The following is a 24,852-nucleotide window of genomic DNA, read 5'->3' as shown; positions in this document are numbered from 1 at the left end:
CTCCAGCCGTAACGCCAGTTGAAGATACAAACAACTTGACTGATGATGAGAAAGCTAAAGTTAAAGAAGAAGTTGAGAAAGCTAATCCAGACCTTCCAACAGGAACAGAAGTCACAGTTGGTAACGATGGAACAGTAACGATCACTTACCCAGATGGCTCAGTTGATACAATCCCAGGTACTGATACTGTTACACCTAATACAGACACAACAGCACCAGAAGCACCAGTTGTTAACGCACCCAAAGCAGGTGACACAACTGTAACAGGTACAGCTGAACCAGGCTCAACTGTAACCGTAACCTTCCCAGACGGTTCAACTGTAACAACAACTGCAGATGAAGACGGTAACTACACCGTTGACGTCCCAGCAGGTGTTGAGCTTAAAGAAGGCGACAAAGTCACTGCGACAGCTACTGATGAAGCAGGTAACGTCTCAGAACCAACAGAAGCTACAACAACAGCTAACCCATCAGATGCGGATGAGAACACCCCAAATACTCCAGCCGTAACGCCAGTTGAAGATACAAACAACTTGACTGATGATGAGAAAGCTAAAGTTAAAGAAGAAGTTGAGAAAGCTAATCCAGACCTTCCAACAGGAACAGAAGTCACAGTTGGTAACGACGGAACAGTAACCATCACTTACCCAGATGGCTCAGTTGATACAATCCCAGGTACTGATACAGTAACGCCAATTACAGATACAACAGCACCAGAAGCACCAGTTGTTAACGCACCAAAAGCAGGTGACACAACTGTAACAGGTACAGCTGAACCAGGCTCAACTGTCACTGTAACCTTCCCAGACGGTTCAACTGTAACAACCACTGCAGATGAAGACGGTAACTACACAGTTGACGTCCCAGCAGGTGTAGAGCTTAAAGAAGGCGACAAAGTCACTGCGACAGCTACTGATGAAGCAGGTAACGTCTCAGAACCAACAGAAGCTACAACGACAGCTAACCCATCAGATGCGGATGAGAACACCCCAAATACTCCAGCCGTAACGCCAGTTGAAGATACCAACAACTTGACTGATGATGAGAAAGCTAAAGTTAAGGATGAAGTTGAGAAAGCTAATCCAGACCTTCCAACAGGTACAACTGTAGAAGTTGGAAACGACGGAACAGTAACGATCACTTATCCAGACGGCTCAGTTGACACTATCCCAGGAACTGACACTGTGACACCAAACACAGACACGACAGCACCAGAAGTTCCAGTCGTTAACACACCAAAAGCAGGTGATACAACAGTAACAGGAACAGCTGAACCAGGTTCAACCGTAACTGTAACCTTCCCAGATGGTTCAACTGCAACAACAACTGCAGACGAAGACGGTAACTACACAGTTGACGTCCCAGCAGGTGTAGAGCTTAAAGAAGGTGATAAAGTGACTGCGACAGCTACTGATGAAGCAGGTAACGTCTCAGAACCAACAGAAGCTACAACAACAGCTAACCCATCAGATGCGGATGAGAACACCCCAAATACTCCAGCCGTAACGCCAGTTGAAGATACAAACAACTTGACTGATGATGAGAAAGCTAAAGTTAAAGAAGAAGTTGAGAAAGCTAATCCAGACCTTCCAACAGGAACAGACGTCACAGTTGGTAACGACGGAACAGTAACGATCACTTATCCAGACGGCTCAGTTGACACTATCCCAGGAACTGACACTGTGACACCAAATACAGATACCACAGCACCTGAAGCACCAGTAGTCAACACACCAAAAGCAGGTGACACTACAGTAACAGGAACAGCTGAACCAGGTTCAACCGTAACTGTAACCTTCCCAGATGGTTCAACTGCAACAACAACTGCAGACGAAGACGGTAACTACACAGTTGACGTCCCAGCAGGTGTAGAGCTTAAAGATGGTGATAAAGTGACTGCGACAGCTACTGATGACGCAGGTAACACATCAACACCAACTGAAGTAACGGTTCCAGACACCACAGCTCCAGTAGCTCCAGAGATTACAGATGATGGTAATGGTAATATCGTTGTGACGCCTTCTGATGATGCAACAGAACTTGTGATTACTTATGTTGATCAAGATGGTAATACACAAACTGTCCTTGTTAAGAAAGGTGAAGATGGTAAATGGACAACTGATAACACAGTAGTATTTGTTAACCCAGAAACAGGACAAGTTATTATTCCTGGAGATGTTATCAAGGCTAACACAGTTGTTACAGCTTACACTAAAGATGCCGCAGGTAATGTTTCAGAATTAACAGAAGCAGACATTATTGAAGTAATTGATGAAGAAGTGGCAGTTCAAACTGGTAAGAAAGCCGTTTCTGCTACACGTGGTATCACCATTCAATCTGATGCTTCAACAAGCAATCAATTCGAAGCAAAAGGTAAACAATTACCTAACACTGGTGAAGAAGATACTACATCAGCCGTTGCACTAGGTGCTAGCATGATTCTTGCTTCGCTTGGACTCGCAGCAAAACGTCGTCGTAAAGAAGATTAATAGCCAATCCCTTTTCATAAGCTCAATTAAGAGTCTTTACCATTCTTTGTCATAAAAAGCTTGTCTAACATTGATATTTCAAAGATGATGAAAAGAGATCGCTCTTATGACTTCGTATGACGAGAGCATTATTAAAACAAGAGGCCTAGATAGGTCTCTTGTTTTTAGTTTATGTTGGATTTGTTAGCTTATAAGATATAGAGATAAAATAAAGGCTAGCCATGGACAGGCATGACCACGATGGATTATAAAAAAACCATTTCAGCTAATATAGCCGAAATGGTTTTTTCTATTTGTGATCAGGTGTTAGTACCATAGGAATAATAATGGGCTCACGCTCAGTTTTTTCATAAAGAAAAGGACGAAGAGCATTGACAATAGCACCATTAACAGATTGGATACTAGCATCTTTATTTTTTAAGGCAATGCGGATGGCATTAAAAAGGATGCGTTGGCTTTCACGAATCAGATCACCTGATTCGCGCATATAGATGAAGCCACGACTCAGCAAGTCTGGTCCAGCTAAAATCATCTTAGAGTTGAAGTCAACCGTAGCGACTGCTAAGACGACACCATCCTCAGCTAGATCACGACGATCACGAAGGACAGCAGCACCGATTTCTCCGATACGATTACCATCAACATAGACATCTTGAGCGTTAAACTTACCAGAAATGCGAGCGGAATCCTTTGTTAAAGCAAGGACATCACCGTTTTCCATGATAAAGATATTATCTTTTTCAACCCCAGTATCTACCGCTAGACCAGCATGAACTTTTTGCATACGGTATTCACCGTGAACCGGCATAAAGTACTTGGGTTTCATCAAACGGAGCATTAATTTTTGCTCTTGTTGTCCACCGTGTCCAGAAGTATGGATGTTGTTGATTTTACCATGAATCACATCCACTCCAGCTTCTTGGATAGTGTTAATCAATTTATTGACACTTGTCGTATTACCTGGAATTGGGCTAGATGAGAAAATAACGGTATCACCAGGCTGTAAAGTGACTTGACGGTGGGTACCGTTAGCGATACGAGCTAGAGCAGCCATTGACTCCCCTTGGCTTCCTGTACACATGATGAGAATTTCAGAAGCATGGTAGTCTTTAATTTCATTAGGTTCGATAAAGGTCCCCTTTGGAACTTTGATATAGCCAAGCTCAATACCATTGACAATAGCTTTTTCCATCGAGCGTCCAAAGACTGCGATTTTACGTCCTGTTTTCACAGCAGCCTCAGCGGCCTGTTGCAGACGGAAAATGTTTGAGGCAAAAGAGGCGAAAATGATACGTCCATGAATGCCTTCAATAATTTTCATGATGGACTGACCAACCACTTTTTCGGAATTGGTAAAAGTTGGCACTTCTGCATTGGTTGAGTCTGACAAGAGACAAAGGACACCTTCCTCACCAAGAGCAGCCATACGATGTAGATCTGCAGGCTCACCAACTGGTGTAAAGTCAAACTTAAAGTCACCTGTACAAACCACACGACCTTGAGGCGTGTGAATGACAATTCCTAAGGGCTCTGGGATAGAGTGGGTTGTCCGAAAGAAAGTAACACTGAGATTTTTAAAGGTTAACTCTGTGTTGTGGTTGATTTCATGCATCTTAGCATCACGAAGCAAACCATGCTCTTCGAGTTTTCCCTTGATTAAAGCTAGCGCTAGAGGACCTGCATAGATTGGGATATTAGCTTGTTTGAGAAGAAAAGGGATACCACCAATATGGTCTTCGTGCCCGTGAGTAATCACAAGTGCTTTGACACGATCGATATTTTCGACAATGTAAGAATAATCGGGGATAACATAGTCAATCCCTAAGAGATCATCCTCAGGAAACTTAATCCCAGCATCAACAATGATAATTTCATCTTGGTATTCAATACCGTAAGTGTTCTTACCAATCTCACCAAGGCCACCGATGGCATAAACCCCAACTTCTTCGGGTTTTAAATTGATATTTGACATCTTACAACTCCGTTAATTCAAAGACACCTGTTTCTTTTTCGTATTCAAGGTGTTTGTCAGATAATAACTCAACAAACTCAATATTATAGTCTGTTTTGTCCTCAACAAGTTTACGCGCAATAATACGTCCTTCAAGTTCAGTTGAAGCTTCCACCTCTACATAGAGGGCTTTGGTTTGTTCACGTTTTGGGCTACGGTCTTTGCGTTCTTGATAAAATACTTTATAAATCATGAGATTTCCTTTCTGGTTTTGAATGGGTTAAGCCCATCTGAATTGAACTAATAAAAAGAGAGTGGGCGAAATGTGACTTGCAAAAGCGTCAGACTCCCACCCCAAGATTGGTTTACTACCTTTTTTAAAAGATGATAGCAGATGACCACTGGGTTAAGTGACTGTTAAATAGCCACCTCATATTCAATTGTTATAGTGTAATGGATTTAACCTTGATTCGTTGCAATTATCACAATTATATCATACAATAAAGGATAGAATCAAGTGAGGACAGTTAAGAAATGAAAGTTTTATCCTTTGATACATCAAGTCAAGCGCTCTCTTTAGCCTTGTTAGAAGATGAGCAATTACAAGGGGAGCTAACCCTTAATGTTAAAAAAAATCATAGTATCAGCCTCATGCCAAGCATTGATTTTTTGATGCAACAAGTGGGCTGGCAACCAAGTGATTTGGACCGTATCGCTGTGGCACAAGGTCCAGGTTCTTACACAGGCTTGCGTGTTGCAGTAGCAACTGCTAAGACCTTAGCCTACAGTTTAAAGATTGATCTAGTAGGGCTGTCTAGCCTACAAGCTATTGCTTTAAATCACCCTAGATCACATCTGGTGGTGCCAGTGATGGATGCTCGTCGAAATAATGTTTATGTTGGTTTTTATGAAAAAGGCAGAGCGATCAAGCCAGATTGTCATGCTAGCTTTGAGCAAGTTTTAGAAGCCGTCAAAGGCTACGAAAAGGTCAGCTTTGTTGGGGAGGTTGACAATTTTTCTGATCAGATTAAAAATGCTCTCCCAAAAGCAGAGATTACTCCAGTTCTTCCAAGTGCCTATGAGATAGGGAAAGTTGCCTTGTCGCTAGATCCTGTCGCTATTGATGCTTTTGTGCCAGAATACTTGAAAAAAGTAGAAGCTGAGGAAAATTGGTTAAAAACAAATCAAGAAACAGACACAGATTACATTAAGCGAGTTTGAGATGCTGGAAGATAAAAGAGAAGATTTAGCCCAGTCAGTTTTTGCTATTTTAGAAGACGTTTACATACAGTCGCCTTGGACTTACCAACAAGTCTTGACGGATTTATCCCAACCTCAAGCAGAGTATTTTTATGTGTACGAAGACGGAGAAATGGTAGGTTTTTTATCCCTTCAACATCTGGTGGGGGAGTGTGAGCTGACGAATATTGCCGTTAAAAAATCCCATCAATCCAAAGGATTTGGGGAACGTTTGATGACTTTTTTAGTCGATCTTGGTGTGCCTGTTTTTCTAGAAGTTAGAGAGAGTAACCGCTCTGCCCAAACCTTATATGCTAAATTTGGTTTTGAAGTAGTCGGTAAGCGAAAAAACTATTATCAAGCACCATCAGAAGATGCTATTCTAATGAAAAGAGATAGAGGATAAAAAATGACAACAGATCAATATATTTTAGCTATTGAGTCTTCCTGTGATGAGACCAGTGTAGCTGTATTAAAAAATGGTAAGGAACTATTATCTAATATCATTGCTAGTCAAGTGGAGAGCCATAAGCGTTTTGGTGGTGTCGTCCCTGAGGTAGCCAGTCGTCATCATGTGGAGGTTATTACGACTTGTATTGAGGATGCCTTATCAGAAGCAGGGGTTGTAGCCAGTGACTTAGATGCAGTTGCGGTTACCTACGGACCAGGTTTAGTGGGAGCGCTCTTGGTTGGAATGGCAGCAGCTAAGGCATTTGCTTGGGCACATGGCTTACCCTTAATTCCAGTCAATCATATGGCAGGTCACCTAATGGCAGCAAGAGAAGTTGAGGAGCTAGAGTATCCTTTACTCGCTTTATTGGTGTCAGGAGGACACACAGAGCTTGTTTATGTGACAGCACCTGGAGAGTACCATATCGTTGGAGAAACGCGAGATGATGCTGTTGGTGAAGCTTATGATAAGGTTGGTCGTGTCATGGGGCTGACCTATCCTGCTGGACGTGAGATTGATGAGTTAGCCCATAAAGGACAGGATGTTTATCAGTTTCCTCGTGCTATGATTAAAGAAGACCATCTAGAGTTTTCTTTCTCAGGTTTGAAGTCTGCCTTTATCAATCTGCATCACAATGCTCAGCAAAAAGGTGAGGATTTGGTATTGGAGGATCTTTGTGCCTCGTTTCAAGCAGCTGTTTTAGACATTCTTTTGGCTAAGACGAAAAAAGCGCTAGAGCGCTACCCTGTTAATACATTAGTAGTTGCAGGTGGCGTCGCTGCCAATCAAGGCTTACGAGAACGCTTAGCAGAGGAGATAAGGGATGTTAAGGTCATTATCCCTCCTTTACGACTTTGTGGAGACAATGCTGGTATGATTGCTTATGCAGCAGCAGTAGAGTATGATAAGGGCAATTTTGCCTCCTTAGACCTTAATGCCAAGCCGAGTTTGGCATTTGACTATTTAGAAAACTAAATCCCATAGGCACCCTTGCTATATTGCCAAGGGTGTTTTATAATAGGGCAATCACTAACTGTACAAGGAGTTTTTTTATGTTTAAAGAAATGCAGCTTGGGGCAAAAGCGGCAACTCCAACTGTTTTGGGATATCTCTCTATTGGCTTAGCCTGTGGAATAGTAGGGAGTAAAGCTGGATTATCCCCATTTGAGATGGGGCTCATGTGTTTACTGGTTTACTCGGGGAGTGGGCAATTTGTTTTATGTGCCATGCTTCTGACCAAGGCACCTTTATCGACCATTGCCATGACGGTATTTTTGATTAACATTAGGCACTTTTTGATGAATCTTCATGTGTCCACAATTTTTCCACAAGCTAAGCTCTATCAACAAGTGCTGATTGGCTCTTTTATGACTGATGAGAGTTATGGGGTCTTATTGGGGCATCGTTTGGAGCAAAAAGTTATCTCTCCTTTTTGGATGTATGGGAATAACTTTGCAGGCTACTTGTCTTGGTTTTTGGCAACGGTTGTAGGGACTATCTTAGGAGGTTTAATTCCAAACCCAGATCGTTTTGGGATTGACTTTGCTTTAGTTGCTATGTTTGTAGCTATTTTGGTTAATCAACTCGAAGGGATGATTAGGCGTGTCTCAGTGAAAAAAGTCTCTTGGATTTTGCTAAGTGTTTTTATTTCCTATTTTGTATTAGCTATTATTGTGAGTGAGTCTTTGGCGGTTTTAGGTGCCACCCTTTTAGGATGTTTTGTGGGGGTAATGATCAATGATTAGTGCATATGTTTTTTGGGCCATTTTTTTAGCAGCTTTAGTCACATGGATTCCTCGTATCTTGCCTTATTTCTTGGTGAAATTGGCTAAATTACCGGATAAGGTTGTCCAGTTTTTAAGTTACTTGCCGATTACCATCATCTTTGCCTTGATTTTATCTAGTATTTTCACAGAGGAAGTTACCCAACTACCTCGCTTAAAATGGGTTGAGTTTTTAGCTGTTTTACCGACTTTTTTTGTTGTTGCTAAGACGAAAAATGTGATGTTAGCTGTAGCAGTTGGGATTATTTGTGTTGCATTTTTGCGTTTTGTGATGTAAGGAGGATAGAATGTTACATTTTGAAAATGATTACAATGAAGGGTGTCACCCTAAACTTTTAGAAGCCTTGGTCAAAAGTAATGAGGAAAACCTATCAGGTTATGGCACAGATAGCTATACCCAGTCTGCTATCGAAAAGATTAGAGAGGCTTGTCAGCTAGATGAGGCAGAGGTTGTTTTTCTGACAGGAGGAACACAGACCAACCAAGTCGCCATTGCCAGCTTATTGCAGTCTTATGAAGGTGTTATTGCAGCAGAGACAGGACATATTGCCTTACATGAAGCTGGTGCTATTGAATATACGGGACACAAAGTCCTAACGATTCCCCACCAAGATGGCAAGCTATCAGCACAAGCAGTAGCGGATTACCTGGAAACCTTTTATGCAGATGGTAATCACAGTCATATGGTTTATCCTGGAATGGTTTATATTTCCCATCCGACCGAATACGGAACACTCTATAACCAGCAAGAGTTAGAAGATTTATCTCGGATTTGTCACGATTATCAGATCCCTCTCTTTTTAGATGGTGCCCGTCTGGGCTATGGTCTAGCTGCTAAGGAGACAGATCTTGATTTACCTACAATTGCAAGACTCTGCTCAGCCTTTTATATCGGTGGCACAAAGATGGGAGCTCTAGCAGGTGAAGCCTTGGTCTTTACCAAAAAGAACATGCCAAAGCACTTTATGACCATTGTCAAGCAACACGGTGCCTTGCTAGCTAAGGGACGTTTGTATGGGATTCAGTTTGATCAGTTTTTTACAGACAATCTCTATATGGAAATCGGGCAAAAAGCGTTAGCCTTAGCAGAAGAATTAAAAGCTATTTTAAAAGAAAAAGGTTATCGTTTTTATTTAGAATCTCCGACCAACCAGCAGTTTATTATTGTTGAAAATAGCCAGCTAGATTCACTTTCTCAAAAAATCGCTTATAGCTTTTGGGAAAAGTATGATGATAAGCATACAGTCATTCGTCTAGCAACCAGCTGGTCAACGACAGATGACGATATAAAAGCATTACGAAACATACTATAGCATAAAAAGAGGCTAGACCGTGGTATTGGTTTAGCCTTGCTTATTGTTTATTGGAGGTTTAATACCTTGGTGTTCCTGCCACCCAGCCTGTGCAGAGGGCAGAAGTGATGTTGAAGCCACCTGTATGGGCATTAATATCTAGCACCTCTCCTGCAAAGTGGAGTCCAGGAACCTTCTTGCTTTCTAGGGTCTTAGGATTGATTTCTTTTAAATCTACGCCACCTTTAGTGACAAAAGATTTGGCCAAAGACATTTTTCCTGTGATGTTGATAGGAAAAGCTTTGAGGTTTTCCACAAGGTCTTGCTTTTCTTGTGGAGAGAGTTGCTTGATTTTTTCTGGGAAAGGCTGCGCTAAAAAATCTGCTAGACGTTCAGGCAGTAAGCTTTTTAAGACATTTTTACAGGATTTTTCACGTTGTGCCTCAAATAAGGTCAACAATTCTTCCTCACTTGTTTGTGGAAGAAAATCAAGATGTGCTGTTTCTCCTCCTTTTACAAAGCTAGATAGTCGCAGAGCAGCGGGACCAGAAAGTCCAAAATGGGTAAAGAGTAGGTCATGCGTGATAAGGTGTTTACCATAGCTCAAGGTCACATCATCTAAGGAGATTCCTTGGAGTGCTTTATGCGGAAAATCGGTTAAGAGGGGACTTTCAGCGGCTTCAAGAGCTGTCACCTCTAGTTTGAAGTGTCGGGCAATCTCATGACCGAATCCTGTGGATCCTGTGGATGGGTAAGACTTTCCGCCAGTAGTGACAATGAGTTTGTCACAGGTAAAATGAGTATCATTAGATTTGATGTGGAAAAGTTGATCTATTTTTTTGACTGAAACCACTTCAAACTGCGTTTTGATCTGCCCACCCAATTCTAGTATCTTCTTTTCCAAACAATCGATAATCGTTCGAGATTTATCCGTTGTGGGAAACATTCGTCCGTGGTCTTCTACTTTGAGTTTGACGCCGTTTTCTTCAAAAAAGTTAATAATATCATGATTGTCAAACTGTGAGAAGACACTGTAGAGGAAGCGACCATTTCCTGGGATACCAGCTAATAGGTCCTCAAGACTACCATTGTTGGTAATATTACAACGTCCACCACCAGTTCCAGCTAATTTTTTACCAAGTTTACGATTTTTTTCAAGGAGGAGAGTTTTTTGACCGTAGAAGCTAGAAGCAATAGCTGCCATCATGCCTGCAGGTCCTCCTCCGATTACGATAGTATCAAAATGTGTCATGCTTTTATTTTACCATAAAAGTTCTATTTTTCACTAATGTGAGGTGTCAAGTCAGATTGACAGTTGTTGTCAACTGTGCTATCATAAATGAAATAATAATCGAGGTGAAGATAGAATGTCAGTTGAAAAAACCGTTAGTGAAATTGCTGAGATTTTGGGTGTCAGTCGTCAAGCTGTCAACAACCGTGTCAAGTCTCTTCCAGAAGAAGATTTAACCAAAAATGACAAAGGGGTGACAGTGGTTAAGCGTGAAGGACTGTTAAAGCTTGAGCAGATTTACAATAAGACCATTTTTGAAGATCAGCCTGTGAAAGAAGAGGCTAATGACCGTGAGTTACTACAAATCTTAGTAGATGAAAAAAATACTGAGATTACACGTCTCTATGATCAGATTAAGGCTAAGGATGTACAACTAGCTGAAAAAGATGAACAATTGCGTGTCAAGGATGTTCAGATCGCAGAAAAAGATAAGCAGCTAGATCAACAACAACAGTTAACTTTGGCAGCTATGGAAGATAGTAAAAAGTTACAATTAGCTTTGAATGAAGCAAAAGCTGAAGTGGAAGAAATTCAAAGCCAAAAAGAAGTTGAAGCTCGTAAAGGTTTCTTTGCACGTCTTTTTAAAAAATAAGCAGATAAGATGAAAAGAGTGGGGTGTTGAGATGGTTTCCACTCTTTTTTGGAGGAAATGAGATGAAGACATTAACAGAGTATATTGCTTTTGATTTGGAATTTAATACAGTTGATGATGTCAGCCATATTATTCAAGTTTCAGCGGTGCGTTATTGTCAAGGGATTGAAGTTGACAGTTTTGACAGTTATGTTTACAGTAGGGTTCCTTTACAGAGTTTTATCAATGGTTTAACTGGTATTACAGCTGAAAAAATTCAATCGGCACCACAGATAGAGCAGGTGTTAGTGAGTTTTAAAGATTTTGTAGGTCAAGTCCCTTTAATTGGCTATAATGCTCAAAAAAGTGACCTTCCTTTACTATTAGAAAATGGATTGGATTTGACCTCGCTTTATCAAGTTGATCTTTATGATCAAGCCTTTGAACGCCGTAGCACAGATTTGAATGGGATTGCTAATTTAAAATTACAGACAGTCGCTAATTTTTTAGACATTAAAGGTCAAGGACACAATAGCTTGGAGGATGCACGGATGACAGCCCAAGTCTATGAAAAATTCCTTGAGTTTGACGAAAACCGCCAACTTCTAGAAAAACAAGAAGAAGTGAGCATTGACAATCCTTTTGCAAGTCTAGGAAATTGGTTGGATTGATAAAAAATCACCTTAGGTGAGGGCTTGTTTGTGACCTAGGGTGATCTTCTATAATGGATAAGAACAAAGGGAAATCAGGTGCACAGGATTGACACTTTGTCTCATCAGTATATAGAAAGAAGGTGTAGGAAATGTCTGATACCTATTCGACAGGGGAGTTGGCAAAGCTAGCTGGTGTGTCAGTTCGAACAGTACAGTACTATGACCAACGAGGTATTTTAGTGCCCTCTGAGTTGACAGAGGCTGGTAGGCGTATTTATAGCGATAGGGATTTTACAACAGCTGAAAATGATCTGTTTTCTAAGGGAGATGGAGATGGATTTTTCCATAGAACAGATAAAAAGGTTACTGGCTGAGGACGATTCTAGCGCAGTCCTCGAATTGATCTTACAGGAGCATATTGGACATTTAAAAATGGTCCTTTTAGAACAGAAGACTAAGCTTGATACAGCTGTCACTCTACTTAACAGTTTGAAAACCTATCCCAACTCTTCACTTGAGACTCTATCAGACGTTTCGCTTATCATGAAAAATCAAAAACTTTGGCATCAGACTTTTAGGTTGTTTTTCCTCTGTTTACTGGGAATTGTAGTGGTCGTTACGTTAGCTTTTCATTGGGCAGATCAAAGGCACTCTCTTTTATTAGGAGGACTAACAGCTGCAGCCTTTTTAGTGGGTGTTTATGGTCTTACCCGATATTACTATCAAAAAATGGTTTATCTATGTCCGCACTGTCACAAGACTTTTAAACCTACTTATCTGTCTTTTATAAAGGCAAAGCATACACCTAAAACACGAAAACTAAGCTGTCCTAATTGTAAGGCCATCTCCTACTGTTTGGAGCTAGCGAAGGAGCGCAGTAAATAAAGCGAGCTGGTGTCCAATGCCATTACATTAAGTTGCTAACCCATAAAAAACTATTCCCACATGTATGATGTGGGAATAGTTTTTTATTATTGCTTTCTATTCAAATCGTTTTTGATAAATCTTATTGAACAGCCATTGTAAGTTCACGCTTGGTTTTACTTCCATCTTTTCAACAATGGGATTGATCACCTCATCCACATAGCTCTGTGCCTCTTTTTGTCTGACAGCACTCTTATCATAAATGTCTTTCTTTACACCAGGCTTCTGATAATAGTAAGCTATGAATTTCCCACTCTTATCAAACAAATAGGTACGGTATATCTCTTCATTTGTATCCTCGAAGATTAGAACTAGATATTTAGAGGAGGCAGTAAAAGATCCTTGACCTACAAAAAATGAATGATTTTTTACGATCGCATTATCCCCATCCGTATCGTATCTTAAACCTTTGATAGAGGATTCTCCTAGATAGTCTAGATAGTCTGAAATAAATACCATCTCAGGATTGGCACCTTTTTCGTGAGGGATATGCTTGGCATAATAGATGAAGTAGGTGGAAAAATTATGGTCAATATAAAGGAAGCTGGTAAGAGAGCCAATAGCTAGCACAACAATTGTGATCATCATTCTTTTGATAAAAGACATTTTTTTCTTTTTCATTGCTTATCTTCTCCGTTTTTTACTTGATTTCTTGATACGATGATAGTTTTCTATTCAAATCGTTTTTGATAAATCTTATTGAACAGCCATTGTAAGTTCACGCTTGGCTTTGTCTCCATCTTTTCAACAATGGGATTGATCACCTCATCCACATAGCTCTGTGCCTCTTTTTGTCTGACAGCACTCTTATCATAAATGTCTTTCCTTGTATCAGATTTTTGATAAGAGTATCTATAAAATTTACCACTTTTTGTAAAGTAGTAGAAACGATAGTTTTCGATATTGTATTCTTTTAAAAATCCTACTCCATAGCTCATATTATCATTATCATAAGTTTGCATTAATACATATGAACTATCCTTTATAATTGAGTTATGACCATCTGTATCGTATCTTAATCCTTTAATGGAAGATTCTCCTAGATAGTCTAGATAGTCTAAAATAAATACCATTTCAGGATTAGCACCTTTTTCGTGAGGGATATGCTTGGCATAGTAGATAAAGTAGGTGGAAAAATTATGGTCAATATAAAGGAAGCTGGTAAGAGAGCCAATAGCTAGCACAACAATTGTGATCATCATTCTTTTGATAAAAGGCATTTTTTTCTTTTTCATTGCTTATCTTCTCCGTTTTTTACTTGATTTCTGGACAGGTCTATTCACTTTTCTAATAACAGGTGCTGCTCGTCTAATGACTTTTCGGACAGGCTGAAAAACAGGTCTCGCCACTCTCACTCTTCTAAGGGGTTGTACTACCTTCCTCACCACCCTCTTAAGGGGTTGGGTGACTTTTTTGATAGCCTTCTTGACAGGTTGAGGAATCACTTTCCTAACTTTTGCCATCACTTTTTTAGCAGTAGGGACTTTTTTTATGATTTTATTCACTTTTTTGGGAACTGTTTTAGTCACAAATGTCTTGATATTCTTAATGACCTTAGCCCTTGTTTTCTTGAAAGTCCGCACAACAGGTTTAATAACCTTATTATTGATGGTTTTAATAGCTTTAGTAATAGGTTTAATGATCTTATTCTTAATGGTTTTAGTCACTGGTTTAATGATCTTGTTATTGATGGTTTTAAGGGCCTTAGTAACAGGTTTAACCACCTTTTTCTCAATGGTTTTGGCAATGGCAGCTTTTGTTGTTTTTAGGGGGTGTTTAAGAAACTTATTAATATTGCCGTCATAAAGGACAGTATCCACTTGATGGATGTGATTATCAATATTTTTATCCTTCTTATTCTTCACAGAATACCCCAATAATCCAAGACCACCAATGGTTAGAAAACTCGCTACAATTTCGATGAAGGAGCTTAATTGGGCTTCCCCCTTGTCCTTTCCTTTATTCATCCCATAGACTTCCAAAAAGAGGTCTTTCCGCTTTTTATCTAGATGTTCTTGATTATAATAAGCAAGGATGCGTTGATCTAATGGTAAATGCTTGTACTTAGGGTGTCTAGAGAGGATAATCGAATCCATATCGGTATAAATATCAGACACTGGCATGGTTGTGAAGATATCCCCAAGTAATGAATTCTGCTCAAGTATAATGTTACGCTGATGACGGTCATTAATGGAGTGGCCTAATATTGGATTTTTTAGAAAAAATGCTAAGAGAAAAGAGCGTGAAGACAGTTTCTTGATCAAATTATCTGAGAATTTTTGGTCCTCCAAAGAAGCAAGTGTTGTCATGACATGGGCAAAATCAATCTTTCCGTCTTTATGATTGGATATTATTGCACGTTTTGCATCATTAGGTACTTTATATATTGAACCTTTAAAAGTACTAAAAAAATTCTGTAACTTGTCATTACCATAGGAAGGAGAAGCCAATGTTAAAGCAATATCCCTATTAATTTTATTCAGGTCATGACCATGTTTTTTCTTAGCCTTTTGACCAATCTCTTTAATAAAGTTGATTAAATCAGTTTGTTTATCACCAACTATCCCCGTATTTTCTCCAAACCAATCGTCTTTATCATCAGGATCCTTCTTATTAGAGGAGTGTTGATTGGGTTTCTTCTGAGACTGTATTCTGACAGGATTCAAAGACTTAATTGACATTGAATGTTGAGGACCCAGAGTACCAACAATTTTAGTAGGACTAAAAGTATAGTTGGGGCGATAGCTTGGATAGATTGGACTTTGAGTTGGGCTAACCATTACGGGTAAGTAGTAAACCCTTGCTTTAGCTGTTTTTGAGCTGATCGTTGTCGCCTGAACTGGCTTAGCTACCGCATTTTTCACAACTGGTTTGAAACTAGCCTTGTGGTAAAAGATAACAGGAAGATTAGGGGGTGTAGGTTTAGCCATAGCCTTTGGTTTCTGAGGCTTGTTTATCTTTTTAGGTACATTAGGAGCAACTGGCTTCTTTGGAAGAGGTTGATAGTTTGGCTCACTTGGTTTGGTTGGTGCCTGTGGTTTCTGAGGAGAGATCAGTTCAGGTGCTTGAGGTTTATTGGGTTTGCTTGGCTCCTTGATGGCTGTATTGAGTGTAGGTTTCTCAGGTGCTTTGGGTTCTTCTCTTAACTGAGTATCTAATATCCCTGATGCTTTGAGATCCGTATTCACCGCAAACCAGAGGCGTGAACTGTTTCGTAATTGTCCTGGGTTACTGGATTGGTTAATATCCGCTTGACTATACCGTATTCCAAAGTCAAAGGCAATGGTAGATCCTACAATCTTAGCCACACCAGCGCCAAAGTATTCATTGTCATGACCATCATTATCCCAGTCAGCACGATCATATTTTGACCCATCGGCTTTACTATTGTTACTTCCAAAAGAAGCAACAATTCCATCTTTTGAGGAAACAGATGACCCTGTAATCGGAATAAAGGTCATCGTATCGCTAAGCTTAACGTATTCTTGTTCACCAAACTCAAAACTATGATTTAAAGAAGAAAGAGAGAGTAAAGAAGAGGTAGCTTCATCTAGAATGACTTGTTCGGTATCATTATAGTAAAAACGAATGGTCTGATGAATCGTAAAGTCCGTAGCGGCATGATTATCACCATGATGACCGACATAGATCGTTTTAGTGGGGTCTTTATAGATAAAAGCGGTAGCTACTTGCTCAGGACTAAAGGTAGAGACTAACTCAAAGGTATAGATAACCTTTGTGATAGCGCGTCCCTTATAGGTTGATTTTTCCAGTCCAGTATAGGTGACGGTAATCGGTTGACCCTGTTTTAAGAAAACTCCATAGCCATCTCCTGCCCCAGCAGCGGTAGCTCCCCCCACTCCTATCGCTAAGTTAGGCTGTTGGTCTCTGGTGATGTCCTTTGGATTTCCTGAAATACCTGCTAGGGCAAGGCCAAAGTCATGATTAGCCCCAAAGAAATCTTGAACCCCTTCAAAGCTAACTTTAGCGTTAGGCTCATTTTTGAAGATGAGGTATTGCGCATGAACTTTACTTAGAAAACCTTCTTTTAGTGTATCAGCTTCAGCTGCCTTAAACTTTTCGTCGTAAAGAGCTTTCTCAAGCTCCCACTCCCTATGATTCTGTTGGTAGAGGTTGACTTTCTCTTCATAAAGAGAAAGCAGTCGATCATTGTCTGCCTTGACCTGATCAAATTCCTTTTTAGCCACTTCATAATCATTGAGGGCTGTTTCATAGTTCGCCAGATCTTTCTGAAACTGAGCTTCCTTTTCTTTATTGAGGTCAACCTGTTTCTGATATTCCCCTAAAGCCTTTTGATAAGAGGTTTCCTCTTGTTGGTATTGAGATAGGGCTGCTTGATAATCAGTTTTTAACAGATCATTTTTAGCTACCGCTGTTTCATAAGTTTTTAGTTGATTTTGATATTGCTTATAATCAGTCTGGTATTGTTTTTCTGCAGCTAAATAATTTTGATAGGCTTGTGTTTCTTTTTGATAATCCTCAACCTCTTTTTGGTTGTTCTGATAGGCCTGATCAGCTTTTTGATAGTCCGCTTTAGCAGCTTGATAGTCTGATACCAGCTGATTGACTGTTTGGGTTTGTGCATTATAGTCATTTTCAACTGCCTGTTTCATGTCGTAACTCACAGTGTCATCTGCGACAACCACAATACCTTCGGAAGCTGCTGTTGAAAGAGCTTGGTTTAACGGTTGATGGTCTGTATAATTCGTTACTTGATTAGCAGTCGTTTCAGATGTATTAGAGTTAGCAGCAGGTGCAAGTGAAATTTCATCAGCTAAGACCTTGGGTGTTGCCAGCAATAAACTACTGAAAAGACTAATTCCTAAAACTTGGTAAGATTTCTTTTTCATAACTATCCCTTCTAAAAGTATAGAGCTATTATACCATCAATGAGGGGAGCTTGAAACACAATTCATTCTATGAGGTGTTATTTTGATAAAAAAAATCAGATTTCTGACTTTTCCTTGTTTGAGAATCCTTTTTCCTTGATAATAGGAACAGTCAGGTGTTTGATAGTCCAATTTTGCACATATCTGGATGTAGGTGTGAAGCTGTAAAACGATCAGGATTTTAATGATTCTATCTTTTAATCCGCCTACATCTGTAGTATGTTTAAGGAGTTCCATATGAACTCTTTCTAATGATTTGCTTGAACGCTTTTCATCATAGGTCATATGGAGCTTTTTTACACTTAAAAAGACTCCATAATCTCTATAGTGGATTTACCCACTATAGAAATTATGGAGCCTTATTTTATGGCTTCTTCTTTATCATCTGGTAGTTGATCGACTGTTTTGAAGGCTAGTAGTAAAACGAGCCAGTTTAAGGTCCCATAAACAGTTTCAATACCTGTAAAATCAAGCGGAGAGTTCCACAGGAAGTGAAGGGCTACAGGTGCTAGGAGAAAAAGGATAGCTTTTTGTTTAGAAATGCGGTTGTTTTTTGAGACAAGAGCAAGGAGGCCCAGTGAAAAGATAGCCGTAAAGACCCAGTGGCTGACGCCAGATGAGGCGATGCGTTCAAATGCCATGGAGAAAACATTTTGCTCCTTGTTAATCGCTGCTTGAGAGAGGTAGTAAATGTCTTCAGAGAGCTGAAATCCCATACCAGCAATCATCCCGACGACTAGCCCTGCCTTTAGGGATAACTTTCTAAAGAGTAAGAATACTAGCAATACAACTAATCCTTTTCCAATCTCTTCTGCAAAAGGCGCTGTTAGAGAAGCTCCCCAGTCATTTAAAATATGGCGTTTAGGGTCTAAAGTTAGGAGGATATAAGAGAGACCATCATTGCCCAATGATCCAATATTTGCTGGTATGAGTAAGCCAAGGATCCAGCTGCTGATGATTATCGGTTGAGGAATGTGAAAGCGTTTTTTGAGGTAGTTGGTTAAAAAGATAAAGGGAATCAGATAAAGTGCCAATAAGCTACAAGCCAATAAAAATAAGGGAAAATCTTTGGTAGGAAGGTCTAATTTCGATAAACTAGAAAATTGAAATTGCATTCCTGAGATACATAAGGCAAGGACCAAAATGGCAATAAATTCTGTCCTAAAACGACTAAAACTCTTTTTCATAATATCTCCTTTTTAATATTGGTATTAAAACTCCCATAAAGGTTAGCACTTGCTATCTCTATGGGAGTTTTTAAGGTCATTTAAAAGGGTAGTTTTCCAGCAAAAGCTCCGAGAGACTTTTTGGTAGCGTCATCAATCTGACTAAGGGCATCATTGATAGCTTGTGCCGTCATATCTTCAAGTGTTTCAAGATCATCAGGATCAACAACGGCTTCTTTGAAATTGATGGAAACTAATTTTTTGTCTCCAGTGAAGTTGGCTGTAACCAAATCTTGCGCAGATTTTCCTGTAAAGGTTGTTGCCGCTAAGTCAGCTTGTGCTTTTTCCATTTGTTTTTGAAGCTTCTGTGCTTGCTTCATCATGTTTTGCATATTCATCATAAGATTTTTAAGATTCCTTTCGTATCAAGGGTTTAGACCCTCTTGTTGAATTTTTGTTGCCCTATTTTGCCTTATTGTTAAAAATTTTCAAAGGCAGAATCGACTTTTTCTTTCTTAGTTATTATATCATGTTTAGGACATAACTCAAAATTTGGATTGAGGAAGTTGTACTAATAAGTTTGATATTTAGAGCAGTTCCCTTTTAATATGTAAAATAGCTTCCTTTTATGAGGGAAGCTATTTTTGGTCACCTTATATTTATTTCATTTGTTCTAACAAACTTTGAAAAGCTTTAATGCTTTTTCTTGTTTGTCTTTTGGTAGCTCTGACAGTGAATCCAGTAATTGTGAAACTTCAGAATTATTTTCCTTGATGCTAATATCAAAAAAATGTTCAACATCTGTTTCTAGAGCATCTAGGATTCTCTCAAAGGTATCTATTTTGATATTGGTTGCTAACTGTTCTATCTAATCTAATTAGTTTGTATTTGGTTGAACTGGTAAGTTTATTGTTGACTGTGCCAAATCTACTGTTAAATGATAGTCGGTATTATCACGTATGGTGTGTTCAAAATCTGTTGTATAAAGAACTAAGCGCAAGGTATCACCAGCTAAAAATTGATAAATAGTAGGTTGTAAAGAAAGTTCAATGGACATCCATTCATTTGGAACAACAGGCTCTACTTTTAGCAAATGAGTGCGATTTTGCAAGTTTAAAAATCCTTTTGTGACCACGCGCTTATCTTGCGTTGCAAAGGGAAGTTCCACTAGGTTTTCACGTGAAAAGTTGACACCATTATCTAGGCTTTGAGCAAATAGAGGGCGAGGATTGTCTCCAAAACCTTTTTTGGTGGTATGATCTAGTATCTGGGCAGAGAGGATGCCTTTATTGGTAGAGGATTTTAGGCGAAGGTTTAGTTTGATTGGACCATTGATCCATAAATCCTGTTTGATAGGGAAATCGATCGTCACTGCCTTAGTTTTTTGGCTAAACAGATCAGCTTTAAAGTGATGAAAGTTTTTACCATAACGTTCAAAATCATCTTGAGTATAGGCATTAGGGATGGTTTTTTCTTCTTGTCCAAGACTAAGACGCTTGTTATGGGAGCTTCCAAATGTTTCTAAGTTTCGCCATGTTTGTTCAAGGTTATTGTCTTGCCAAATAACAGTAGGCAATTTAAAATGTGTCCCGATATCTAGGATGCGATCACACAAAAGTGCATTTATGGTTTCTCTAAAATCAATGGACTGCCAATTGTTCATATAAACATGGGCCCCTTGATGCAAAAAGACATGTTTTTTAACAGTATCAGGAAGTGCCTGCAAGATATGATAGACCTGTCCCGGTTTAACATTCCAATCTTGCAAACCATGGGTGTAAATGACCTCGCAGTTAACGTTGTTGGCATGGATGAGATAGTTACGATCATGCCAAAATTGATTATAATCGCCAGATAGCCTATCAAGAGACTGGGACTGTTGATCTAGTTGTGTTTGATAAAGGGCGTTGTTTTTAAGGTAATCTCCAGCAAGTAGATTACGAGAGTAGGTCAGTTCTGTAAGGACATCTAGATCCTCACCAGGATAGCCTCCAGGGCTACACACCAAACCATTTTCACGATAGTAGTCATACCAAGAGCTAATTCCAGCTTCTGCAATAATGACTTTTAAGCCCTCAACACCAGTAGTAGCCAGTCCTGTGGATAAGGTTCCTAGATAAGAAATTCCGCTAGTAGCCACCAAGCCAGAAGCCCAGTGAGCGGTGACCTTTTGATCACGTTTACGGCTGCTATAAGCATTTGCTCTGCCGTTTAACCAATCGATAACTGCTTGATAACTTGCAACTTGTTGGTAATCTCCAGATGTCATAAACCCATCAGAACCTAAAGTTCCAATTCCAGAAACGTAGATAGAAGCAAATCCTCTAGCTAGCATATAATCATTTAAGGTGTAACTGCGGATATGACTAAATGTTTCGAGTTGCTCTGCTTCTGGAACAGGTGTTTTAGGAATTTTTGCAAAGGTTAGTTCCTTATTTTCAACAGAGATTGTATGTGGAGGTTTGACAGAGAGTTCACCCTCCATTTGATAAAGTTTATCATCGGACGCTTTATCATTGATGCCTTCATTGTAAGGACTTTGGGTCATGATGACTGGTAATTGATGGGATGTTCTCGGCCGAATAATACGGACTCGTACAAGATCGTACTGTCCTTTATTTTGCGTATCAAGGGGTGTTTCGACATAGACAACTTCCCGAATAAGATGGGAGGTATCAAAAGTGGCTAGACTTTTTCCATTAAAAAAATGGTAGGTATTATCTGCCTGTATCAAGCCTGTGCTGACAAGTTTATCGATTAGGCTATTACCTGACTTTGTTCGGCAAGTTAATAATTGATAGAGATTTAAAATGAGGTTAGCTTCATCATATAGGATAGGAAATTGACAATCCTGAACAAAACGTCCTGCATCACTAAAATCAAAATTAGGAACAAACTCAAGTGCCTGTAAGGCAATAGTGTAAAAGATTTCAGGACTGAGAGCTTGATCAGACTGTAAAAAATCAAGTAAGTCTGTCTGTTCATCCGCAATCCAATCTTTTAAAACCTCGTCACTTTCAGGGTAATTAAAAAAAAGACGTTTTAGAAAGCCTGTTAAATTGTCTTTAGGTGTGAGAGCTAAAGAAAGTGGAAAGCCAAGATGCGTTAATTCGCTAAGTGCCTTTTCCATCGTTGTTGGAATATAACTATATTGGTTAAATTTCATAGGGAAACCTCACAAGTAAGCGTTTTTATTTTAAGAAGTGCTTTACTTTATCCATTATACTTGATAGAATGTTAGATGTCTAAAAATATTTACAATTTTGAAAGGAATTCAGACACAACATGGATATCACATGGACTTTAAAGTACATTACTGAGTTTATTGCAACGGCACTCTTGCTGATTATTGGTAATGGTTCAGTTGCTAACGTAGACCTTAAAGGGACAAAAGGAAATAACAGTGGTTGGGTTGTTATTGCAATCGGCTATGGTTTGGCAGTAATGATGCCAGCTATGATGTTTGGTAACGTTTCAGGTAACCACATCAACCCTGCCTTCACACTTGGTTTGGCAGTTTCAGGACTCTTCCCTTGGGAACACGTTGCACCATATATTGTAGCTCAAGTATTGGGGGCGATTTTTGGTCAATTAGTGGTGGTAACAGTTTACAAACCTTACTTCTTAAAAACTGAAAATTCAAATCATATCTTAGGCTCATTCTCTACTATCTCAGCTCTTGATGATGGTACTAAAGAAAGCCACAAAGAATCATGGATTAATGGTTTCCTCAACGAGTTTGCAGGTTCATTCGTTCTATTCTTTGGCGCACTTGCTCTTACGAAAAACTTCTTTGGTGCAGAGCTAGTTGGTCGCCTTATTGCAAATGGTTATGATCAAACAACTGCTGAAACTCAAGTGGCTCCATTTGTAACAGGTTCACTTGCCTCAGCTCACATTGCAATTGGTTTCCTTGTTATGGCTCTTGTTGCGGCATTAGGTGGTCCTACTGGTCCAGCGCTTAACCCAGCACGTGACCTTGGTCCTCGTCTTGCTCACCACTTCTTACCAAAAACAGTTCTTGGTCAAGCTAAAGGTGATTCAAAATGGTGGTATGCATGGGTACCAGTTGTTGCTCCAATCTTGGCATCAATCCTTGCTGTAGCTCTATTTAAATATCTTTATATGAACTAATCGTTCGTGAAACCACATCCTATTAGGATGTGGTTTTTTTATAAATGTGAGATAGTTGATCTTAGTTAGATAATGAAAAATTCTGACTAATTTCCATATAATTATTTGTCAAAATAAAAAAATTTTTTTAAAATAATAGGGTTGGAGGAATTATGACATTATTTAAGAATATGGTATTTAGCCTGCCTTTTATTCGAGTGAATAATAAGGATAAAAACAGTGCTTTTTATCGTGAGACCCTAGGTTTTAACTTACATTCTGAAGAAAATGGTTTGGCTCTTTTTTCTAGTAAAGAGGATCAGACGATTAAATTTATTATTGAAGAATCACCATCTATGCGAACTCGCCGTGTTCGTGATGGAAAGAAAAAATTGAAGCAGATAGTAGTGAAATGCCATCAAGCAGCAGATATTGAAAACCTCCTAGCCAAAGGAGTGGACTATGACAAGCTGTATAGGGGAGAAAATGGTTTTGCTTTTGAAGCCACCTCTCCAGAGCAGGATCGTTTTTTGCTGCATGCTGAGGATGACTTGTCCACATTGGTAGAGATTGAAACAGCTGATTTTCAATCTCATACTGAGGATTGGGGTTTGAGTGATTTTGTGATTCAAGAGATAGTATTACGAGTTCCCTCTAAAGATGCTCAAGACTTTTATCAAGATTTATTTGGGGATGCCCTTCCCTTAAATTTGTCCTTTGTGGTAGAAGAAGGATGTGACCTCCAAGTTGAGCCAAATGTCACTTGGGATTTGGAAGTCTTGGAATTTAAAGTTAATCCTGATACAGACTTATCGCAGCTTAAGACTTATTTTGAAGATAAAGGTCTAGAAGTGTATCTGGATCGTGCTGAAAAAATTCTTGTGATTTCAGATCTCAGTCGTATCGAACTTTGGTTTGTAAAATAATATGGATAAAATAAAAGAAAAAATTCAAGAACAGATTCAAGATCGTATTTATTTAGGGGCTAGTCTAGCCCTTTTTAATAATGGAAAATGGCAAGAATTTTATTTTGGAGAAAGTGAGCCAGGTAAGCCAACGAAAGCCAATCTTAGCTATGATTTGGCCAGTGTGAGTAAGGTTATCGGTGTGGGGACTATCTGTTTACAGTTATTGCAGATGGGAAAAATCTATTTAGATGATACTCTGAGATGTTATTACCCTGATTTTCAAGAAGACAAAGTCACTCTGCGTCAGCTTTTAACTCATACCAGTGGTTTGGATCCTTATATCCCTAATCGTGATCATCTGGATTTTAAGGGGTTAAAGGAAGCCATGAACCATCTGAAGTTGAAAAAAGATAGGTCATTTCATTACACTGATGTTAACTTCATTTTACTGGGATTTATGCTAGAGGAGCTGTTTCAAAAGGACTTGGATCAGATTTTTGATGATCATATTTTTGGTCCTCTTGGAATGTTACAGACTTCATTTGGACCTGTTTGGGATGCTGTTCCCACCACTAAACATCAGACCGCAGGTCAAGTGCATGATCCTAAGGCGCAAGTTTTAGGGAATCATACAGGAAGTGCAGGTTTATTTTCGACGTTAAAAGATTTAGAAACATTTCTAAATTACTATTTAAACCATGATTTTTCGATAGATTGGTCTCAATCGTACTCTAATGATCTTAAAACAAGAGGGATAGCTTGGGATTTGCAAGATGAGTGGCTTTTACATACGGGTTACACAGGGACATTTATCATGTTTCATCCTAAGGCTCAACAAGCAGTCATTTTTTTATCCAATCGTACCTATGAAAAAGATGATAGAGCTCAGTGGATTCTTGATCGAGATCAATTAATCAGAGTGATAAAAGAGTCTTTGCTAGGTCTAGGAAAGCTTGATCAAATAAAAAAATAAAAGAGTTTGAATCTGAAAAGAACCGCTTATAATGGACAGTATAAAAAAGTTATATACTGTTCTTATAAGGAGGTTCTTTTCTCATGGCTAAAAAAGGAAGTAAGTTCACCAAATATCCACCCGAGTTCAAACTACAG

Annotated in this window: 21 protein-coding genes and 1 pseudogene; 13 read left to right on the top strand and 9 right to left on the bottom strand. The window is 39.2% G+C overall.

All coding sequences use genetic code 11. The features are described from left to right. A partial coding sequence (locus ACVRWY_RS07415; protein WP_447455789.1) for an Ig-like domain-containing protein occupies positions 1 to 2,489 on the top strand: 2,489 nt, incomplete at its 5' end. Positions 2,490 to 2,778: 289 nt separating this feature from the next. On the opposite strand, the gene rnjA is transcribed toward ACVRWY_RS07415, so the two are convergent. Together rnjA and rpoY are read right to left on the bottom strand one after the other, a co-directional pair. Next, positions 2,779 to 4,461: a ribonuclease J1 gene (gene rnjA / locus ACVRWY_RS07410; protein WP_354369631.1), complete on the bottom strand. Its 1,683-nt coding sequence runs from the start codon at positions 4,459 to 4,461 to the stop codon at positions 2,779 to 2,781. A gap of 1 nt (position 4,462) precedes the next feature. Next, positions 4,463 to 4,693 carry a DNA-directed RNA polymerase subunit epsilon gene (gene rpoY / locus ACVRWY_RS07405; RefSeq protein WP_354369630.1) on the bottom strand — a complete coding sequence of 77 codons (231 nt, stop codon included), beginning with the start codon at positions 4,691 to 4,693 and terminating at the stop codon, positions 4,463 to 4,465. A gap of 281 nt (positions 4,694 to 4,974) precedes the next feature. On the opposite strand from rpoY, the gene tsaB reads away from it, so the two are divergent. The 6 genes from tsaB (at position 4,975) to ACVRWY_RS07375 (ending at position 9,227) form a co-directional block, all read left to right on the top strand. Further along, entirely contained in the window at positions 4,975 to 5,661 is a 687-nt protein-coding gene (gene tsaB / locus ACVRWY_RS07400) for a tRNA (adenosine(37)-N6)-threonylcarbamoyltransferase complex dimerization subunit type 1 TsaB (RefSeq protein WP_354369629.1), read from the top strand. A 1-nt stretch (position 5,662) separates the two neighbouring features. Beyond that, entirely contained in the window at positions 5,663 to 6,085 is a 423-nt protein-coding gene (gene rimI / locus ACVRWY_RS07395) for a ribosomal protein S18-alanine N-acetyltransferase (RefSeq protein WP_354369628.1), read from the top strand. Positions 6,086 to 6,088: 3 nt separating this feature from the next. Beyond that, entirely contained in the window at positions 6,089 to 7,105 is a 1,017-nt protein-coding gene (gene tsaD / locus ACVRWY_RS07390; RefSeq protein WP_354369627.1) for a tRNA (adenosine(37)-N6)-threonylcarbamoyltransferase complex transferase subunit TsaD, read from the top strand. A 77-nt stretch (positions 7,106 to 7,182) separates the two neighbouring features. Next, positions 7,183 to 7,875, top strand: coding sequence for an AzlC family ABC transporter permease (locus ACVRWY_RS07385; protein WP_354369626.1), 693 nt, complete (start codon positions 7,183 to 7,185; stop codon positions 7,873 to 7,875). Next, positions 7,868 to 8,191: a branched-chain amino acid transport AzlD family protein gene (locus ACVRWY_RS07380; protein ID WP_354369625.1), complete on the top strand. Its 324-nt coding sequence runs from the start codon at positions 7,868 to 7,870 to the stop codon at positions 8,189 to 8,191. The genes ACVRWY_RS07385 and ACVRWY_RS07380 overlap by 8 nt, the downstream gene beginning before the upstream one ends. A 10-nt stretch (positions 8,192 to 8,201) precedes the next feature. Further along, positions 8,202 to 9,227: a threonine aldolase family protein gene (locus ACVRWY_RS07375; RefSeq protein WP_354369624.1), complete on the top strand. Its 1,026-nt coding sequence runs from the start codon at positions 8,202 to 8,204 to the stop codon at positions 9,225 to 9,227. Positions 9,228 to 9,285: 58 nt separating this feature from the next. Here the strand turns inward: ACVRWY_RS07375 and aao are convergent, their stop codons facing one another. After that, entirely contained in the window at positions 9,286 to 10,458 is a 1,173-nt protein-coding gene (gene aao, locus ACVRWY_RS07370) for an aminoacetone oxidase (protein ID WP_354369623.1), read from the bottom strand. A 115-nt stretch (positions 10,459 to 10,573) separates the two neighbouring features. Between aao and ACVRWY_RS07365 the strand changes: the two genes are divergently transcribed. The 3 genes and pseudogenes from ACVRWY_RS07365 to ACVRWY_RS07355 all read left to right on the top strand — a co-directional run bounded on the left by ACVRWY_RS07365 (position 10,574) and on the right by ACVRWY_RS07355 (position 12,606). Continuing rightward, the gene (locus ACVRWY_RS07365; RefSeq protein ID WP_354369622.1) at positions 10,574 to 11,089 is read left to right on the top strand and encodes a DUF536 domain-containing protein; all 516 of its coding nucleotides are present in this window, start codon (positions 10,574 to 10,576) and stop codon (positions 11,087 to 11,089) included. A gap of 62 nt (positions 11,090 to 11,151) precedes the next feature. Further along, positions 11,152 to 11,739: a 3'-5' exonuclease gene (locus ACVRWY_RS07360; RefSeq protein WP_354369621.1), complete on the top strand. Its 588-nt coding sequence runs from the start codon at positions 11,152 to 11,154 to the stop codon at positions 11,737 to 11,739. Between the two features lie 131 nt (positions 11,740 to 11,870). Continuing rightward, positions 11,871 to 12,606, top strand: a pseudogene (locus tag ACVRWY_RS07355) (MerR family transcriptional regulator). A gap of 96 nt (positions 12,607 to 12,702) precedes the next feature. Here the strand turns inward: ACVRWY_RS07355 and ACVRWY_RS07350 are convergent. The 6 genes from ACVRWY_RS07350 to ACVRWY_RS07325 form a co-directional block, all read right to left on the bottom strand. Continuing rightward, a complete protein-coding gene (locus tag ACVRWY_RS07350) occupies positions 12,703 to 13,266 on the bottom strand; it encodes a hypothetical protein (RefSeq protein WP_354369615.1) in 564 nt (187 codons plus the stop codon). A gap of 50 nt (positions 13,267 to 13,316) precedes the next feature. Further along, entirely contained in the window at positions 13,317 to 13,880 is a 564-nt protein-coding gene (locus ACVRWY_RS07345; RefSeq protein ID WP_354369613.1) for a hypothetical protein, read from the bottom strand. A 3-nt stretch (positions 13,881 to 13,883) separates the two neighbouring features. Further along, the gene (locus ACVRWY_RS07340) at positions 13,884 to 17,516 is read right to left on the bottom strand and encodes a GbpC/Spa domain-containing protein (protein WP_354369611.1); all 3,633 of its coding nucleotides are present in this window, start codon (positions 17,514 to 17,516) and stop codon (positions 13,884 to 13,886) included. 398 nt (positions 17,517 to 17,914) lie between these two features. Continuing rightward, positions 17,915 to 18,742 carry a PrsW family intramembrane metalloprotease gene (locus ACVRWY_RS07335; RefSeq protein ID WP_354369608.1) on the bottom strand — a complete coding sequence of 276 codons (828 nt, stop codon included), beginning with the start codon at positions 18,740 to 18,742 and terminating at the stop codon, positions 17,915 to 17,917. Positions 18,743 to 18,822: 80 nt separating this feature from the next. Continuing rightward, positions 18,823 to 19,122, bottom strand: coding sequence for a YbaB/EbfC family nucleoid-associated protein (locus ACVRWY_RS07330; RefSeq protein WP_354369606.1), 300 nt, complete (start codon positions 19,120 to 19,122; stop codon positions 18,823 to 18,825). Positions 19,123 to 19,598: 476 nt separating this feature from the next. After that, the gene (locus tag ACVRWY_RS07325) at positions 19,599 to 21,887 is read right to left on the bottom strand and encodes a Xaa-Pro dipeptidyl-peptidase (protein ID WP_354369604.1); all 2,289 of its coding nucleotides are present in this window, start codon (positions 21,885 to 21,887) and stop codon (positions 19,599 to 19,601) included. A 119-nt stretch (positions 21,888 to 22,006) separates the two neighbouring features. Between ACVRWY_RS07325 and gla the strand changes: the two genes are divergently transcribed. From gla to ACVRWY_RS07310, 3 genes are all read left to right on the top strand, one after another. Further along, complete coding sequence (gene gla, locus ACVRWY_RS07320) at positions 22,007 to 22,855, top strand: aquaglyceroporin Gla (protein WP_354369602.1); 849 nt, start codon at positions 22,007 to 22,009, stop codon at positions 22,853 to 22,855. Between the two features lie 152 nt (positions 22,856 to 23,007). After that, on the top strand, positions 23,008 to 23,760 hold the full coding sequence (locus ACVRWY_RS07315) for a CppA family protein (protein ID WP_354369600.1): 753 nt from the start codon (positions 23,008 to 23,010) through the stop codon (positions 23,758 to 23,760). A gap of 1 nt (position 23,761) precedes the next feature. Beyond that, the gene (locus tag ACVRWY_RS07310; RefSeq protein ID WP_354369598.1) at positions 23,762 to 24,715 is read left to right on the top strand and encodes a serine hydrolase domain-containing protein; all 954 of its coding nucleotides are present in this window, start codon (positions 23,762 to 23,764) and stop codon (positions 24,713 to 24,715) included. Positions 24,716 to 24,852: the final 137 nt, after the last annotated feature.

The sequence above is a fragment of the Streptococcus porcorum genome, from assembly GCF_053203725.1.
The sequence above is the reverse complement of the archived record's forward strand: the minus strand, read 5'-3'. Positions and strand labels throughout refer to the sequence as shown.